This is a genomic window from Saccharopolyspora taberi (assembly GCF_039534165.1).
GTDB lineage: Bacteria > Actinomycetota > Actinomycetes > Mycobacteriales > Pseudonocardiaceae > Saccharopolyspora_D > Saccharopolyspora_D taberi.
Map to the genome: position 1 here is coordinate 281,723 of NZ_BAAAUX010000005.1, position 12,923 is coordinate 294,645.

At 69.2% G+C, this 12,923-nt stretch carries 14 protein-coding genes; 13 read left to right on the top strand and 1 reads right to left on the bottom strand.

Annotation, left to right across the window (positions count from 1 at the left end):
• Positions 1–6 precede the first annotated feature (6 nt).
• From ABD691_RS05955 to whiG, 7 genes are all read left to right on the top strand, one after another.
• Positions 7–750, top strand: coding sequence for a ribonuclease HII (locus ABD691_RS05955; protein WP_344678392.1), 744 nt, complete (start codon positions 7–9; stop codon positions 748–750).
• A 33-nt stretch (positions 751–783) separates the two neighbouring features.
• Entirely contained in the window at positions 784–1,107 is a 324-nt protein-coding gene (locus tag ABD691_RS05960; RefSeq protein ID WP_009943624.1) for a DUF2469 domain-containing protein, read from the top strand.
• Positions 1,108–1,337: 230 nt separating this feature from the next.
• Positions 1,338–1,739: a YraN family protein gene (locus ABD691_RS05965; protein WP_344678393.1), complete on the top strand. Its 402-nt coding sequence runs from the start codon at positions 1,338–1,340 to the stop codon at positions 1,737–1,739.
• Positions 1,740–3,257, top strand: a complete 1,518-nt coding sequence (locus ABD691_RS05970; protein ID WP_344678394.1) for a YifB family Mg chelatase-like AAA ATPase — start codon at positions 1,740–1,742, stop codon at positions 3,255–3,257. It begins immediately after the preceding gene.
• On the top strand, positions 3,257–4,402 hold the full coding sequence (gene dprA / locus ABD691_RS05975; protein WP_344678460.1) for a DNA-processing protein DprA: 1,146 nt from the start codon (positions 3,257–3,259) through the stop codon (positions 4,400–4,402). The genes ABD691_RS05970 and dprA overlap by 1 nt, the downstream gene beginning before the upstream one ends.
• 365 nt (positions 4,403–4,767) lie before the next feature.
• Positions 4,768–5,745, top strand: a complete 978-nt coding sequence (locus ABD691_RS05980; protein ID WP_344678395.1) for a tyrosine recombinase XerC — start codon at positions 4,768–4,770, stop codon at positions 5,743–5,745.
• Complete coding sequence (whiG, locus tag ABD691_RS05985) at positions 5,720–6,682, top strand: RNA polymerase sigma factor WhiG (protein WP_344678396.1); 963 nt, start codon at positions 5,720–5,722, stop codon at positions 6,680–6,682. The genes ABD691_RS05980 and whiG overlap by 26 nt, the downstream gene beginning before the upstream one ends.
• A gap of 242 nt (positions 6,683–6,924) precedes the next feature.
• Here the strand turns inward: whiG and ABD691_RS05990 are convergent, their stop codons facing one another.
• Positions 6,925–7,497, bottom strand: coding sequence for a M23 family metallopeptidase (locus ABD691_RS05990; protein ID WP_344678397.1), 573 nt, complete (start codon positions 7,495–7,497; stop codon positions 6,925–6,927).
• 409 nt (positions 7,498–7,906) lie between these two features.
• On the opposite strand from ABD691_RS05990, the gene rpsB reads away from it, so the two are divergent.
• From rpsB to ABD691_RS06020, 6 genes are all read left to right on the top strand, one after another.
• Entirely contained in the window at positions 7,907–8,731 is an 825-nt protein-coding gene (gene rpsB, locus ABD691_RS05995) for a 30S ribosomal protein S2 (RefSeq protein ID WP_344678398.1), read from the top strand.
• A gap of 192 nt (positions 8,732–8,923) precedes the next feature.
• Positions 8,924–9,739 carry a translation elongation factor Ts gene (gene tsf / locus ABD691_RS06000; RefSeq protein WP_344678399.1) on the top strand — a complete coding sequence of 272 codons (816 nt, stop codon included), beginning with the start codon at positions 8,924–8,926 and terminating at the stop codon, positions 9,737–9,739.
• Between the two features lie 182 nt (positions 9,740–9,921).
• Entirely contained in the window at positions 9,922–10,668 is a 747-nt protein-coding gene (gene pyrH, locus ABD691_RS06005) for a UMP kinase (RefSeq protein ID WP_344678400.1), read from the top strand.
• Positions 10,669–10,745: 77 nt separating this feature from the next.
• A complete protein-coding gene (gene frr / locus ABD691_RS06010) occupies positions 10,746–11,303 on the top strand; it encodes a ribosome recycling factor (protein WP_344678401.1) in 558 nt (185 codons plus the stop codon).
• 37 nt (positions 11,304–11,340) lie between these two features.
• Entirely contained in the window at positions 11,341–12,186 is an 846-nt protein-coding gene (locus tag ABD691_RS06015; RefSeq protein WP_344678402.1) for a phosphatidate cytidylyltransferase, read from the top strand.
• On the top strand, positions 12,186–12,917 hold the full coding sequence (locus ABD691_RS06020) for a class I SAM-dependent methyltransferase (RefSeq protein WP_344678461.1): 732 nt from the start codon (positions 12,186–12,188) through the stop codon (positions 12,915–12,917). Before ABD691_RS06015 ends, ABD691_RS06020 begins: the two co-directional genes overlap by 1 nt.
• Positions 12,918–12,923: the final 6 nt, after the last annotated feature.

The window sequence follows — 12,923 nt, forward strand, 5'->3', positions numbered from 1 at the left end:
GCCAGAGTGGCGGGACTGCGACCGCCCAGGACGGTGATCCGGCGGAGCACCGGCAACTGGGCCCTGCAGGGCGCCCTGGACCGCCGGGGACTCGGTCCGGTGGCCGGCGTGGACGAGGCGGGCCGGGGGGCCTGCGCCGGCCCGCTGGTCGTGGCCGCCTGCACGCTGCGCCCGGGGGACGGCCGCAGGTTCGAGGGCCTGACCGATTCCAAGGTGCTCAGCGCCGCGGAGCGGGAGCGGCTGTACGGGGTGATCACGGCGAAGGCGCTGAGCTGGTCGGTCGTGGTGATCTCGGCGGAGGAGGTGGATGCCATCGGCATCCACGTCGCCAACCTGGAGGGGATGCGCCGGGCCGTCGCCCAGCTGGCCGTGCACCCGGGGTACGTGCTGACCGACGGTTTCCGGGTACCGGGCCTGGGCACGCCGAGCGTCGCGGTCGTCAAGGGCGACCTGGTCGCGGCCTGCGTCGCGGCGGCCTCGGTGCTGGCGAAGGTCACCCGCGACCGGATCATGACCGAGCTGCACGACGAGTTCCCGATGTACGGCTTCGCCGACCACAAGGGGTACTGCACGGCCGACCACACCGAGCGGCTGGAGCAGCACGGCCCCTGCGAGCAGCACCGGTGGTGCTACGCGAACGTGGTGGCCGCGGCGCGGCTGCACGGGATGCGGTCGCCGCGGGCGGTCAGCAGCAAGCCGGGCTTGTTCGATGCCTTCGAGGGGGATGTGGTGGACAATGAGCAGTTGTAGTCCGAACGGCAACGCAGAAGGGCTCGCACACCGATGAGCGCCGAGGATCTCGAAAAGTACGAGACCGAGATGGAGCTGCAGCTCTACAAGGAGTACCGCGACATCGTCGGCCAGTTCACCTACGTGGTGGAAACCGAGCGGCGTTTCTACCTGGCCAACGCGGTTGACGTGCAGGTGCGCAACTCGGACTCGGAGGTCTACTTCGAGGTCGCGATGTCGGACGCCTGGGTCTGGGACATGTACCGCCCGGCGCGTTTCGTGAAGAACGTCCGGGTCATCACGTTCAAGGACGTGAACGTGGAGGAGCTGGACAAACCGGACTTGCGGTTGCCGGAGAGCGGCCCGTTCGGGAGCTGAGCTTCGAACCTGGCTCGGGTGGTCACGCGGTGACCACCCGAGCTTTTTTGTGAGCCGATATCGGAATAGTCCGCCCGATCGGGCGAACTATTCGTGAATCTTGTTTCTGGTTCCTGCGGAGTTGTCCACAGGGGGTTGGTTTATCCACAGGTTCGGAAATCGGGGTTGGTGATCCGTTCCGGGCGAGGGCACGTTGGAGAGGTCGAACGTTTCCCTTCTCTGGAGGAATCATGGCTTCCAAATCGATTTTCGGTGCGCTTTCCGATGACGACACCAAGGGCCGCAGGCACGCGCTCGGTGTGGCCGGGGAGCGGCTGGCCGCGGAGTTCCTGGAACATCGCGGTCTGACGGTCCTCGTCCGCAACTGGCGCTGCGACCAGGGCGAGCTCGACATCGTCGCCGCCGACGGTCAGACAGTGGTGTTCTGCGAGGTAAAAGCTCGGTCGGGGCCGGACTACGGGGCACCGCTGAACGCCGTGAGCCCGCACAAAGCCAGACATCTGCGCATGCTCGCGTCGATCTGGCTGGCCGAATGGCGACTGGTGGGGGCCAAAGTGCGCTTCGACGTGGTGTCCGTGTTGTGGCCGCCGGGACGTCCCGCGCACATCGAGTACCTGGAGGGGGCGTTCTAGATGGCTCTCCGGCGAACGTGGGCGGTCGCGCTGTTCGGAGTGGACGGCGTGGTCGTCGAGATCGAGGCCGACGTGCGCAAGGGCGGCCTCCCCAGCGTCCAACTGCTGGGTCTGCCGGACACGGCTCTGCAGGAGTCGAAGAACCGGGTCCGGGCCGCCATCGTCAACTGCAAGGAGGAATGGCCCGCGAGCTGCGTGACTCTCGCGCTGTCGCCCGCGGCGATACCCAAAGCCGGAACCTCGTACGACCTCGCTCTGGCCTGCGCGGTGCTGGCGGGTTCGGAACAGGTGCCACCGCATCGCCTGGATCGCACCGTGCTTTTCGGCGAACTCGCCCTGGACGGGAGGATTCGCCCGGTGCGCGGTCTGCTTCCCGCGCTGCTCGCCGCGCGACAGGTGGGGATGGTGCGTGCGATCGTGCCCCACTCCGGTCTGGCCGAGGGGCAGCTGGTCGACGGGATCGAAGTGCTCGGCGCGGGAAACCTGCGTGAAGTCGTGGCATGGCTTCGGGAAACCGGAGAACTCGCGCACGAACCTCCGCCGAGCGAGGCAGCCGAACCGGCTGATGACTTGCCCGATCTGGCGGACGTCATCGGGCAGCCGGAAGCCCGGTGGGCCTTGGAGGTCGCGGCGGCGGGTGGCCACCACCTGCTGATGGTCGGCCCTCCCGGGACCGGCAAGACGATGCTCGCGAGACGTTTGTGCGGGCTGCTGCCGGATCTCACGGCCCAGGAAGCGCTGGAGGTCACCGCGATCCACTCGATCACGGGCGAACTGCCTGGCGGGGCGCTGGTCACCTCGCCGCCGTTCGTCGCGCCGCACCACTCGCTGTCGGTCTCCGCGTTGATCGGCGGCGGATCCGGGCTGGCGAAGCCGGGCGCGGTCAGCCGAGCGCACCGGGGTGTGCTGTTGCTGGACGAGGCGTGCGAACTCGGCCCCAAGCGGCTGGACGCGTTGCGCACGGCTTTGGAGGAGAACGAGGTGCGTCTCGCCAGGCGAGACGGTACGGCGCGGTATCCGGCGAGATTCCAGTTGGTGCTGGCGACGAATCCTTGTCCTTGCGCACCCGCCAGGGATGTTGACTGCCAGTGCTCGCCCAACGTCCGGCGCCGGTACCTGGGCAAGTTGTCCGGGCCGCTGCTGGATCGGGTCGATCTGCGGGTGTCGACCCGGCCTCTCGTGGCGATGGCGGCCGAGAACGGCGTGCCGCCGGAATCCAGCGAAGTGGTGCGGAAACGGGTCGAGGACGCGCGAGCGGCGGCGCGGGAGCGGTGGTCGGAGCACGGCTGGCAGAGCAACACCGAAGTGCCGGGACCGGTGCTGCGACGGGAGTTCGCGCTGCCGCAGCGGACGACCGCGCTCCTGGACCGGGGACTGGAGGCGGGTGCGATCACCGCCCGTGGCGCCGATCGATGCCTTCGCGTCGCGTGGACTCTCGCGGATCTCGAAGGCAGGTCGACGCCGGAAGCCGATCACGTCGGTGCTGCGCTGGAATTCCGGGATCGGAGGGCTGCGTGATGCTGGAGAAGGAGCAACCTTCCGAGGAAGTCCTTGCCGCGCGGGCATATTTGTCCGCGGTGGCCGAGCCACCTGCGTCGGCGCTCGCCGGGTTCGTCGAGGCGCACGGAGTGTGCCGTGCCTCGGAGCTGGTCCGGCGTGGTGACGTGCCGGCCCTGGTCGCGGACGAGGTGGAGGCCCGCAGGGAGCACGTGTCCGGTGCGGAAGTGCTGTCCGCGGCCAGGTTTGCGGGAATCCGACTGGTGACACCGGAACATCCGGAGTGGCCGCATGAGCGGTTCGCCGGCCTGACCGATGCCACCGCGATCGGTCTGCCGGGAATGGCGGCGCCGCTCGCGCTCTGGGTACGCGGCAGCGTTCCGCTCGCCGAGGCGCTGGAAACGTCCGTGTCGATCGTGGGAGCTCGTGCCGCGACCGGGTACGGCGAGCGCCTTGCCGTCGAGTTCGGGCACGGTCTCGCATCCGCCGGGTTCACGGTCGTTTCCGGGGCGGCTTACGGGATCGACGGGGCGGCTCATCGCGGTGCCCTGGCGACGAGCCGTCCTACGGTCGCTTTCCTGGCCTGCGGGGCGGACATCGACTACCCGGCGGGACACAGCAGGTTGCTGCGCGCGATCAGCGAACAGGGCGTGGTTGTCAGCGAGTATCCGCCAGGCGCTTCGCCGCGGAAGCACCGGTTTCTTGTGCGGAACAGACTGATTGCCGCGTCCGGACAGGGAACCGTGGTGGTCGAGGCAGGTGCGCGGAGCGGGGCGAGCAACACGGCGAACACCGCTGATGCGTTGGGGCGACCGGTGATGGCGGTGCCCGGGCCGGTGACCTCGAAGGCTTCGGTGGGCTGCCACGAGATGGTCCGGGGTGCCAAGGCACTGCTGGTGACGGGTGTCGGGCAGATCCTGGAAACCCTCAGCCCGCTCGGGACGATTCCGTTTGAGGAGGCCAGAGTTCCGGGGCTGGAGACCGACAGCCTCGATCCGCATGCCAGGCAGTTGTACGACGCGCTGGTGCCGGGTGAGGAGGTCAGCGCCGATCAGCTGGCCCAGGAGTCCGGACTCCCGCTGCGGAAGATCCGTGCCCTCCTGCCCGCGCTGGAACTGGCTGGACTGGCGATGCGGAACGAACAGGGGTGGTCGCGATGCGCCTGATGATTGGCGGGAGGTGGACGTGATTGGTGCTCGTTCGGATGGAATTTCGCTGAGTTGCCACCACCGCAGCGGTGATTGTGTTGGTGCTGCCCTCGGGAGCCGGAGATCCGGAACCCAAGCTCGCAGGGCGGGCACCAACAGTGGTCACTCCGGGCAGGGCACGGCCAGACTGGATGGCTTGGCCAGGGAGGCATAGCCGCAGGTCGCTGGGGTTCGGTGCGCTTCGGGAGGTTGTCTGCGCAAGTGTGAGCACCCTTCGTAGCGCTCGGCACCAGGTCGGGCGATCACTCGACCGTGTTGTGATCGACGTCGGCTTCGGCGTGGCGATGTTTGACCGCGGACCCGGAGCGGGCCAGCTTTGATGTATGGCTCGCAGTTCCTCGGAAGGACCTCGTCGGCCCGACTCCCGTGCGGCTCGCCGGGGCTTACGGGCGCCGCTCGGTTCTGTCGTGGATGAGTTCGAGCGGCACCTCGGCGTGGAGCGGGGGTTGTCGGCGCACACGGTCCGCGCTTACATCGGGGACGTGGTGTCGTTACTCGACCATTGGTGCCGCGATGCGGAAGAGCGGGCCGAGCTGGACGGGTTGGAACTCGCTGCGCTGCGGGAATGGCTCGCCGCCGGGCATTCGTCCGGCGCGAGCCGTGCGACCTTGGCACGGCGGGCCGCATCGGCGCGGACGTTCACCGCGTGGGCGTTGCGCGCCGGGCACCTGCGCGTGGACCCGGGGCCCCGGCTCGCGGCCCCGTCGCGGCAGCGCAAGCTGCCCTCGGTTCTGCGTGCCGAGCAGGCGAAAGCAGCTATGGAGGCGTCGGGTTCGGGTGCCGAACAAGGTGATCCCGTTGCCCTGCGCGACCACGCCGTTGTCGAGCTGCTGTACGCCACCGGGATCCGGGTTTCCGAGCTGTGCGGGCTGGATCTCGACGACATCGATCATGAACGTCGTGTGATTCGGGTCATCGGAAAGGGCGACAAGGAACGGGTCGTGCCGTTCGGGGTGCCCGCGGACCGGGCGCTCGGGCGGTGGATTTCCGCTGGTCGGCCCGCGCTCGTGGCGGAAACGTCCGGTGCGGCGTTGTTCCTGGGGGTTCGCGGGGGCAGACTCGATCCCCGCGCGGTGCGCCGGGTCGTGCACGACGCCGTCGGCGCCGTTTCCGGTGCTGCGGACCTCGGTCCGCACGGATTGCGGCACTCGGCGGCCACCCACCTCCTCGAGGGCGGAGCCGACCTCCGTAGCGTTCAGGAGTTGCTTGGTCACGCTACGCTCGCAACGACCCAGCTTTACACACACGTGACAGTCGAACGGCTGAAGGCGATCCATGACCGAACCCACCCCCGTTCCTGACGACGCCGGGGGCGGTGCCCACGCGATGGCGGCGAGATCGACATCGACGACGCCGGCCTCCGGGAAGGGCACCTCGACCAACGGCCGCCAGGTCGACAGCCGAACGCGGTTGTTCGGACGGCCCCCCGCCTCCCCGGACGTGGACCCCTACCAGGAATCAGGCGATCAGCGCAGCGCTGACGAGGTCGAAGCGGGCATCGTCGCCCTGTGGCAGGCATTCGGCGACCAGCGCGCCCAGGAACTGCGCGACCGGCTGGTCCTGCACTACGCGCCGCTGGTGAAGTACGTAGCCGGGCGTGTCGGTACCGGACTGCCGTCGCACGTTGAGGTCTCCGACCTGATCCAGTCCGGCATCTTCGGGCTGGTGGACGCGATCGAGAAGTTCGAGCCCGAGCGCGGACTGAAGTTCGAGACCTACGCCATGCAGCGGATCCGGGGCGCGATCCTCGACGACCTGCGCGCGCAGGACTGGGTGCCGCGATCGGTGCGCAGCCGGGCGCGGGACGTCGAACGCGCGCTGGAGCGGCTGGAGGCCAAGCTGCAGCGCACCGCCACCGATGCCGAACTCGCCGCGGAGCTCGAACTCTCCCTCGACGAGCTCCGGGAGCTGTTCGCCCAGTTGCAGATGACCAGCGTCGTCGCCCTCGACGATCTCATCGGTGCGGGTCAGAGCACGTCCTCGCTCGCCGAGACGCTGCCCGACGACCGCGCCGAGGATCCGGTGGCCGCGCTGGTCGACCGCGACAGCAGACGTCAGCTCGCCGAGGCGGTGGAACGGCTCAGCGACCGGGACCGCATCGTCGTCACCCTGTACTACTTCGAGAACCTGACTCTCGCCGAGATCGGCAAGGTCCTGGGCGTGACGGAATCCCGGGTCTGCCAGCTGCACACGCGGGCGGTCCTGCGGTTGCGGAGCAAGCTCACCGAATCGAACTGATCGGTTCGGCAACAGCGTCTGTTCGGTCAGACAACGGCGTTCGCGCGTGATCAGCACCCGCCAACAAGCGCGCGAACGCGATCCAGCCGAAATGGGAGCGCTCACATTTCCGGCGCCGTCGCGAAAACGGTGAGAAATTTCAAGCAAGCGAATTTTTCATCGGAAATCATGAAATCGAACATATACGCGGCACGTTGTTTTCGCTGTCCGGTTCGGAATTGACGGTGGGTTTTCTGGGGCGTTCAGCGGGAGGGTTTGTCTTCCCACGGGAGCAGCCTGATGCGTGCGGTGCCCAGCAGTTGGAGCGGATCCAGGTAGTGCAGGCGCCTTCGCGCGCCCCAGTGCAGGCACACCTGAGGTGGGGGCGCTGAGCACTCGGGGTGGCCGGGGTCGAGTCGGCCGATCGGCTGGCCGATCCCGACCTCCTGGCCGACGGTCACAGCCGGGGAGACCGGTTCGTACGTCGTTCGCAGGCCGCCCGGATGTTCGATCGAGACCAGGTTGCGGCCCGCGAGCGGACCGGCGAACAGGACCAGACCGGGGCCGGCCGCGAGGACCGGCTGCCCGGCTTCGCCTGCGAGGTCGACCCCTCGGTGGCCGGGGCCGTAGGCGTGGGCCGGTTCCTCGAACGGTCTGGTGACCGGGCCGGGCAGCGGTCGGTCGAACGCCGTGGGCTCCGGGAGCTGGTCGGGTGCTGCGGGGAGCAGGAGGCGGCGGAACGAAGTGGGCTCCGGGAGCTGTGGCGCGGCAGGTTCGGCAGCTGCGCTGCTGGTCAGCAGGGTTGTCATGAGCAGGGCGGGGAGCAGGGAGCGCATGTTTCCAAGGTGTCGGCCGAGTCCTGCTGGGAACAGGGTCAACTTGGGAATCTGTGGACAACTCCGGTGGCTGTGGACAACTCGCGGTCCGGGTCTGAGGGCTTCCCCGCGTCCAGTACACTGACCAACGCGGTTTCGTGTCCGCACGAGCCGACTTCGCGTGCCCGCGCACTACTTCCGCAGAGCTCACGGGCTCACAGCATCACGGGTTCACGGCGCCAGGGGGAATCCGCCCCGCTGGTCACCGTGAGCACCGCTCGCGCGGAGGTGCGGCGCCCCCGAGGTCCCGGGTTCCGGGTGGGGGCTCCGAGCCGGGCACCAGGGCGGCGGTCCACCCGGTCCGCCGCGGCCAACCGAACCGCGCGCCCGATCCAGGGGCGCGCCCGACACAAGAGGTGCGAACCAGGCCATGGCCGTCGTCACCATAAAGCAGCTGCTCGACAGCGGCGTGCACTTCGGGCACCAGACCCGGCGCTGGAACCCGAAGATGAAGCGCTACATCTTCACCGAGCGCAACGGCATCTACATCATCGACCTGCAGCAGACCCTGTCCTACATCGACGGGGCCTACGACTTCGTCAAGCAGACGGTCGCCCACGGCGGGACCATCCTGTTCGTCGGCACCAAGAAGCAGGCGCAGGAAGCGATCGCCGAGCAGGCGCTGCGGGTCGGCATGCCCTACGTCAACCAGCGCTGGCTGGGCGGCATGCTCACCAACTTCCAGACCGTGCACAAGCGCCTCCAGCGTCTCAAGGAACTCGAGACCATGGAGCAGACCGGGGGCTTCGAGGGCCGCACCAAGAAGGAAATCTTGATGCTGACCCGCGAGAAGGACAAGCTCGAGAAGACCCTCGGCGGTATCCGCGACATGTCCAAGGTGCCCAGCGCCGTCTGGATCGTGGACACCAAGAAGGAGCACATCGCCGTCGGTGAGGCCCGCAAGCTGGGCATCCCGGTCGTGGCGATCCTCGACACCAACTGCGACCCGGACGAGGTCGACTACCCGATCCCGGGCAACGACGACGCGATCCGTTCCGCGGCGCTGCTGACCCGCGTGGTCGCCGACGGTGTCGCCGACGGCCTGATGGCCCGCAGCGGCCGGACCAACGGCGCCGCCGAGGGCGAGGAGAAGCCGGCCGGCGGCGAGCCGCTGGCCGAGTGGGAGAAGGAACTGCTCGCCGGTTCCGGCGAGGCCGAGGCCGCCGCTGCCAACGAGCAGCCCGCCCAGTCCTGAACCGAGGTGCCAGGCGCCCGCCACGCGGCGGGCGCCTGGCGCGGTCCGCGGTACCGGCGACACCGGTGCCGCGCCGCCGCAGGCGGGTCACGCCACGGCCATCCGCGGCTGCCGCGGGGGCAGGTCCGTCCGCCCGGCGGAAACGATCTTTCCCACTGCGTACACATTCCGAAGAAGGACGGACAACGCACGATGGCGAACTACAGTGCGGCCGACGTCAAGCGTCTGCGTGAGCTGACCGGCGCCGGCATGATGGACTGCAAGAAGGCCCTGGAGGCCACCGACGGCGACTTCGACAAGGCCGTCGAGGACCTGCGGATCAAGGGCGCCAAGGACGTCGGCAAGCGCGCCGAGCGCGCCACCGCCGAGGGCCTGGTCGCCGCCGACAACGGCGTGCTGATCGAGCTGAACAGCGAGACCGACTTCGTCGCCAAGAACGACGAGTTCGTCGAGCTGGCCAACAAGGTCGCCGCCGCCATCAAGGCCGCGGGCGCCAAGGACCTCGAGTCGGCCAACGCCGCCGCGCTCGACGGCAAGACCGTCGGCGAGGCCATCCAGGAGCTCTCCGCCAAGATCGGCGAGAAGCTGGAGCTGCGCCGGGTCGCGGCGTTCGAGGGCAAGGTCGCCACCTACCTGCACCGCCGCGCCGCGGGCCTGCCCCCGGCGGTCGGCGTGCTCATCGAGTACACCGGTGACTCGGAGGAGGCCGCTCGCGGTGCCGCGATGCAGGTCGCCGCGCTCAAGCCGAAGTACCTCAACCGCGAAGAGGTGCCCGAGGACATCGTCGCCAACGAGCGGCGCATCGCCGAGGAGACCGCTCGCGCCGAGGGCAAGCCGGAGCAGGCCCTGCCCAAGATCGTCGAGGGCCGCCTGAACGGCTTCTTCAAGGACAACGTGCTGCTCGACCAGGCGTCGGTCCAGGAGAGCAAGAAGACCGTCAAGGCCCTGCTCGACGAGGCAGGCGTGACCGTGACCGGCTTCGCCCGGTTCGAGGTCGGCCAGGCCTGACCGCACCGGCGTGCGCGCACGCCGGATTACCGCCAGGTAGGGTGCTGACCGGCCGACCCGGTCAGCGCCCGCGACCGGCGAGATGCGACGAACCGCGCCCCGCCTTCGCCCCGCAGGCGAGGGCGGGGCGCTTTGCCAGGATCAGCGCGCGCTTCAAAACGTTCTGCCACTCAGGAGGAACAGTGACCGAGGGCCCGACGACGGGTGGCTACGGCCGGGTACTGCTCAAGCTCGGCGGTGAGATGTTCGGCGGCGGCGGCGTCGGAATCGATCCCGACGTGGTCGGCACCGTGGCCCGCCAGATCGCCGACGTGGTGGCCGACGGCGTCGAGGTGGCCATCGTGATCGGCGGTGGCAACTTCTTCCGCGGCGCCGAGCTGCAGCAGCGCGGGATGGAGCGCTCGCGCGGCGACTACATGGCCATGCTCGGCACCGTGATGAACTGCCTGGCGCTGCAGGACTTCCTGGAGCGCGAGCACGGCATCGACACCCGGGTGATGACGGCGATCACGATGGGCCAGGTCGCCGAGCCCTACATCCCGCGACGCGCGATCCGGCACATGGAGAAGGGGCGCGTCGTGATCTTCGGCGCGGGCACCGGCATGCCGTACTTCTCCACCGACACCACCGCCGCCCAGCGCGCCCTGGAGATCGGGTGCGAGGTCGTGCTCATGGCCAAGGGCGTCGACGGCGTCTACACCGCCGACCCGAAGACCACCCCCGGGGCCAAGCTGTTCGACAGCATCACGCACCGGGAGGTGCTGGAGCGCGGTCTGAAGGTCGCCGACGCGACCGCGTTCAGCCTGTGCATGGACAACCACATGCCGATCCTGGTGTTCAACCTGCTGACCGAAGGCAACATCGCCCGCGCGGTCGGCGGTGAGAAAATCGGGACGCTGGTCAGCACCCCGGCGTCGGACCCGGCCTGACCGGGCTGGAATCCTGAACGGGGCATCCAGCGACACTTGCAATGCCCTCAGCGATCGGCACACACAAGGGAGCAGCCGTGATCGACGAGACTCTTCTCGAAGGCGAGGAGAAGATGCAGAAGGCCGTGGAGGTGGCCAAGGACGAGCTGGCCACGGTCCGCACCGGCCGTGCGAATCCCGCGATGTTCTCCGGCATCGTCGTCGACTACTACGGTTCGCCGACGCCGCTGAACCAGATGGCCAGCATCAACGTCCCGGAAGCCCGGCTCGTGGTCATCAAGCCCTACGACGCCAGCCAGCTCGGCGCGATGGAGAAGGCCATCCGCGACTCCGACCTGGGCGTCAACCCCTCCAACGACGGTCAGCTGATCCGGGTGGCGATCCCGCAGATGACCGAGGAGCGGCGCAAGGAGATGGTCAAGGTCGCCAAGCAGAAGGGCGAGGACGGCAAGGTCACCGTGCGCGGCATCCGCCGCAAGGTCAAGGAGGAGATCGACCGGATCGTCAAGGACGGCGAGGCCGGTGAGGACGAGGGCACCCGGGGTGAGAAGGAGCTGGAGAACCTCACCCACCGCTACACCGCCCAGATCGACGAGCTGGTCAAGCACAAGGAAGCGGAACTCCTGGAAGTCTGAGGTGGTGACGGCCGGCCAGTGCGAAGGTGAGTCCGGGATGCCTGCTGATGCTCCGGGCGAGCCCCCGCGTTCCTCCAGGGCCGGACGTGACCTGCGCGCGGCGATCGCGGTCGGGCTGGTGCTCGGCGCGGCGATCATCTTCTCGCTGCTGATGCTGCGGTTCCTGTTCATCGGGGTCGTGGCCGCCGCGGTCGCCGTGTCCACCGTCGAGCTCGCGGGCGCGCTGCGCCGGGGCGCGGGCATCCGGGTGTCGCTGCCGCCGGTGCTCGTCGGCGGGCAGCTGATGGTCTGGTTGTCCTGGCCGTTCGGGCTGCGCGGGCTGCTGGTCGCGTTCGCGGTGACGACGCTGGCGTGCCTGGCGTGGCGGTTCCGCGACGGTGTCGACGGCTACGTGCGGGACGCGACGGCGTCGGTGTTCACCACCGCGTACGTGCCGATGTTCGCCGCGTTCGCCGCGATGCTGGTGCGCCCGGAGGACGGCGCGTTCCGCGCGCTCTGCTTCATGATCGGCGTGGTCGCCTCCGACACCGGCGGCTACGCGTTCGGGGTGCTGCTGGGCAGGCACCCGATGGCGCCGAAGGTCAGCCCGAAGAAGTCCTGGGAGGGCTTCGGCGGTTCGATGCTGGCCGGGGTGGTCGCCGGGGCGCTGTCGGTGACGCTGCTGCTCGACGGGCAGTGGTGGCAGGGCGCGCTGTTCGGCGCGGCTCTGGTGTGCAGCGCGACGCTGGGCGATCTGATGGAGTCGCTGATCAAGCGCGACCTCGGCATCAAGGACATGGGCAACCTGCTGCCCGGCCACGGCGGTCTGATGGACCGGATGGACTCGCTGCTGCCTTCCGCGGTGGTGGCGTGGCTGATGCTGTTCTGGCTGCTGCCGGTCTGATGCGGACCTGGCGCAGCCGGGCGAGCGCGGAGGTCACGCCGAGCCCGAACATCTGGCACTGGCCGGAGATCTACGAGATCGAGAACCGGGCGCAGGACTCGGCCGGTGAGCTGTGGACGGCGCTGCGGGAGCGCTGCGACTGGACCGGGCTCGACGTCGCCGACATCGGGTGCGGCGACGGTTTCCACCTGCCGCTGTTCGCCGCGACCGCGCGGTCGGTGATCGGGATCGAGCCGCATCCGCCGCTGGCTCAGCGCGCGCGGGAGCGGATGGCCGGCCAGCCGGGCGTTGACGTCCGGATCGCTCCGGCGCAGCGGCTTCCGCTCGCTGACGCCAGCATCGACCTGGTGCACGCGCGCACCGCGTACTTCTTCGGCCCCGGCTGCGAACCGGGACTGGCCGAGGCGGAACGGGTGCTGCGGCCGGGCGGCGCGCTGGTGATCGTCGACCTGGACCTCGCGAGCAGCCCGTACGGCGACTGGATGCGCGCGGACACCCCGCACCTCGACCCGGGCGCGGTCGAGTCGTTCTTCGTGCGGCACGGTTTCGAGAGCACCTCGGTCGACACGGTGTGGCGCTTCGACGAGCGCGCGCAGCTGGAGGCGGTGCTCGGGATCGAGTTCTCGGCGAAGGTCGCGCGGCGGGCGGTCCGGGAGACGACGGGGAACGCGCTTCCCGTCAGGTACCGGCTGCGGCTGCGCCGGAAGCCGACGGGCCTGCTGCGGGCCTGAGCTGCT

Bases quoted from the DNA above. Each gene is read 5' to 3' on its own strand.
- tsf (WP_344678399.1), top strand. From the start codon at position 8,924: ATGGCGAACTACAGTGCGGCCGACGTCAAGCGTCTGCGTGAGCTGACC.
- ABD691_RS05990 (WP_344678397.1), bottom strand. From the start codon at position 7,497: ATGCGCTCCCTGCTCCCCGCCCTGCTCATGACAACCCTGCTGACCAGC.
- ABD691_RS05980 (WP_344678395.1), top strand. From the start codon at position 4,768: ATGGCTCGCAGTTCCTCGGAAGGACCTCGTCGGCCCGACTCCCGTGCG.
- ABD691_RS05965 (WP_344678393.1), top strand. From the start codon at position 1,338: ATGGCTTCCAAATCGATTTTCGGTGCGCTTTCCGATGACGACACCAAG.
- ABD691_RS05960 (WP_009943624.1), top strand. From the start codon at position 784: ATGAGCGCCGAGGATCTCGAAAAGTACGAGACCGAGATGGAGCTGCAG.
- whiG (WP_344678396.1), top strand. From the start codon at position 5,720: ATGACCGAACCCACCCCCGTTCCTGACGACGCCGGGGGCGGTGCCCAC.
- ABD691_RS06015 (WP_344678402.1), top strand. From the start codon at position 11,341: ATGCCTGCTGATGCTCCGGGCGAGCCCCCGCGTTCCTCCAGGGCCGGA.
- ABD691_RS05970 (WP_344678394.1), top strand. From the start codon at position 1,740: ATGGCTCTCCGGCGAACGTGGGCGGTCGCGCTGTTCGGAGTGGACGGC.
- rpsB (WP_344678398.1), top strand. From the start codon at position 7,907: ATGGCCGTCGTCACCATAAAGCAGCTGCTCGACAGCGGCGTGCACTTC.
- ABD691_RS06020 (WP_344678461.1), top strand. From the start codon at position 12,186: ATGCGGACCTGGCGCAGCCGGGCGAGCGCGGAGGTCACGCCGAGCCCG.
- dprA (WP_344678460.1), top strand. From the start codon at position 3,257: ATGCTGGAGAAGGAGCAACCTTCCGAGGAAGTCCTTGCCGCGCGGGCA.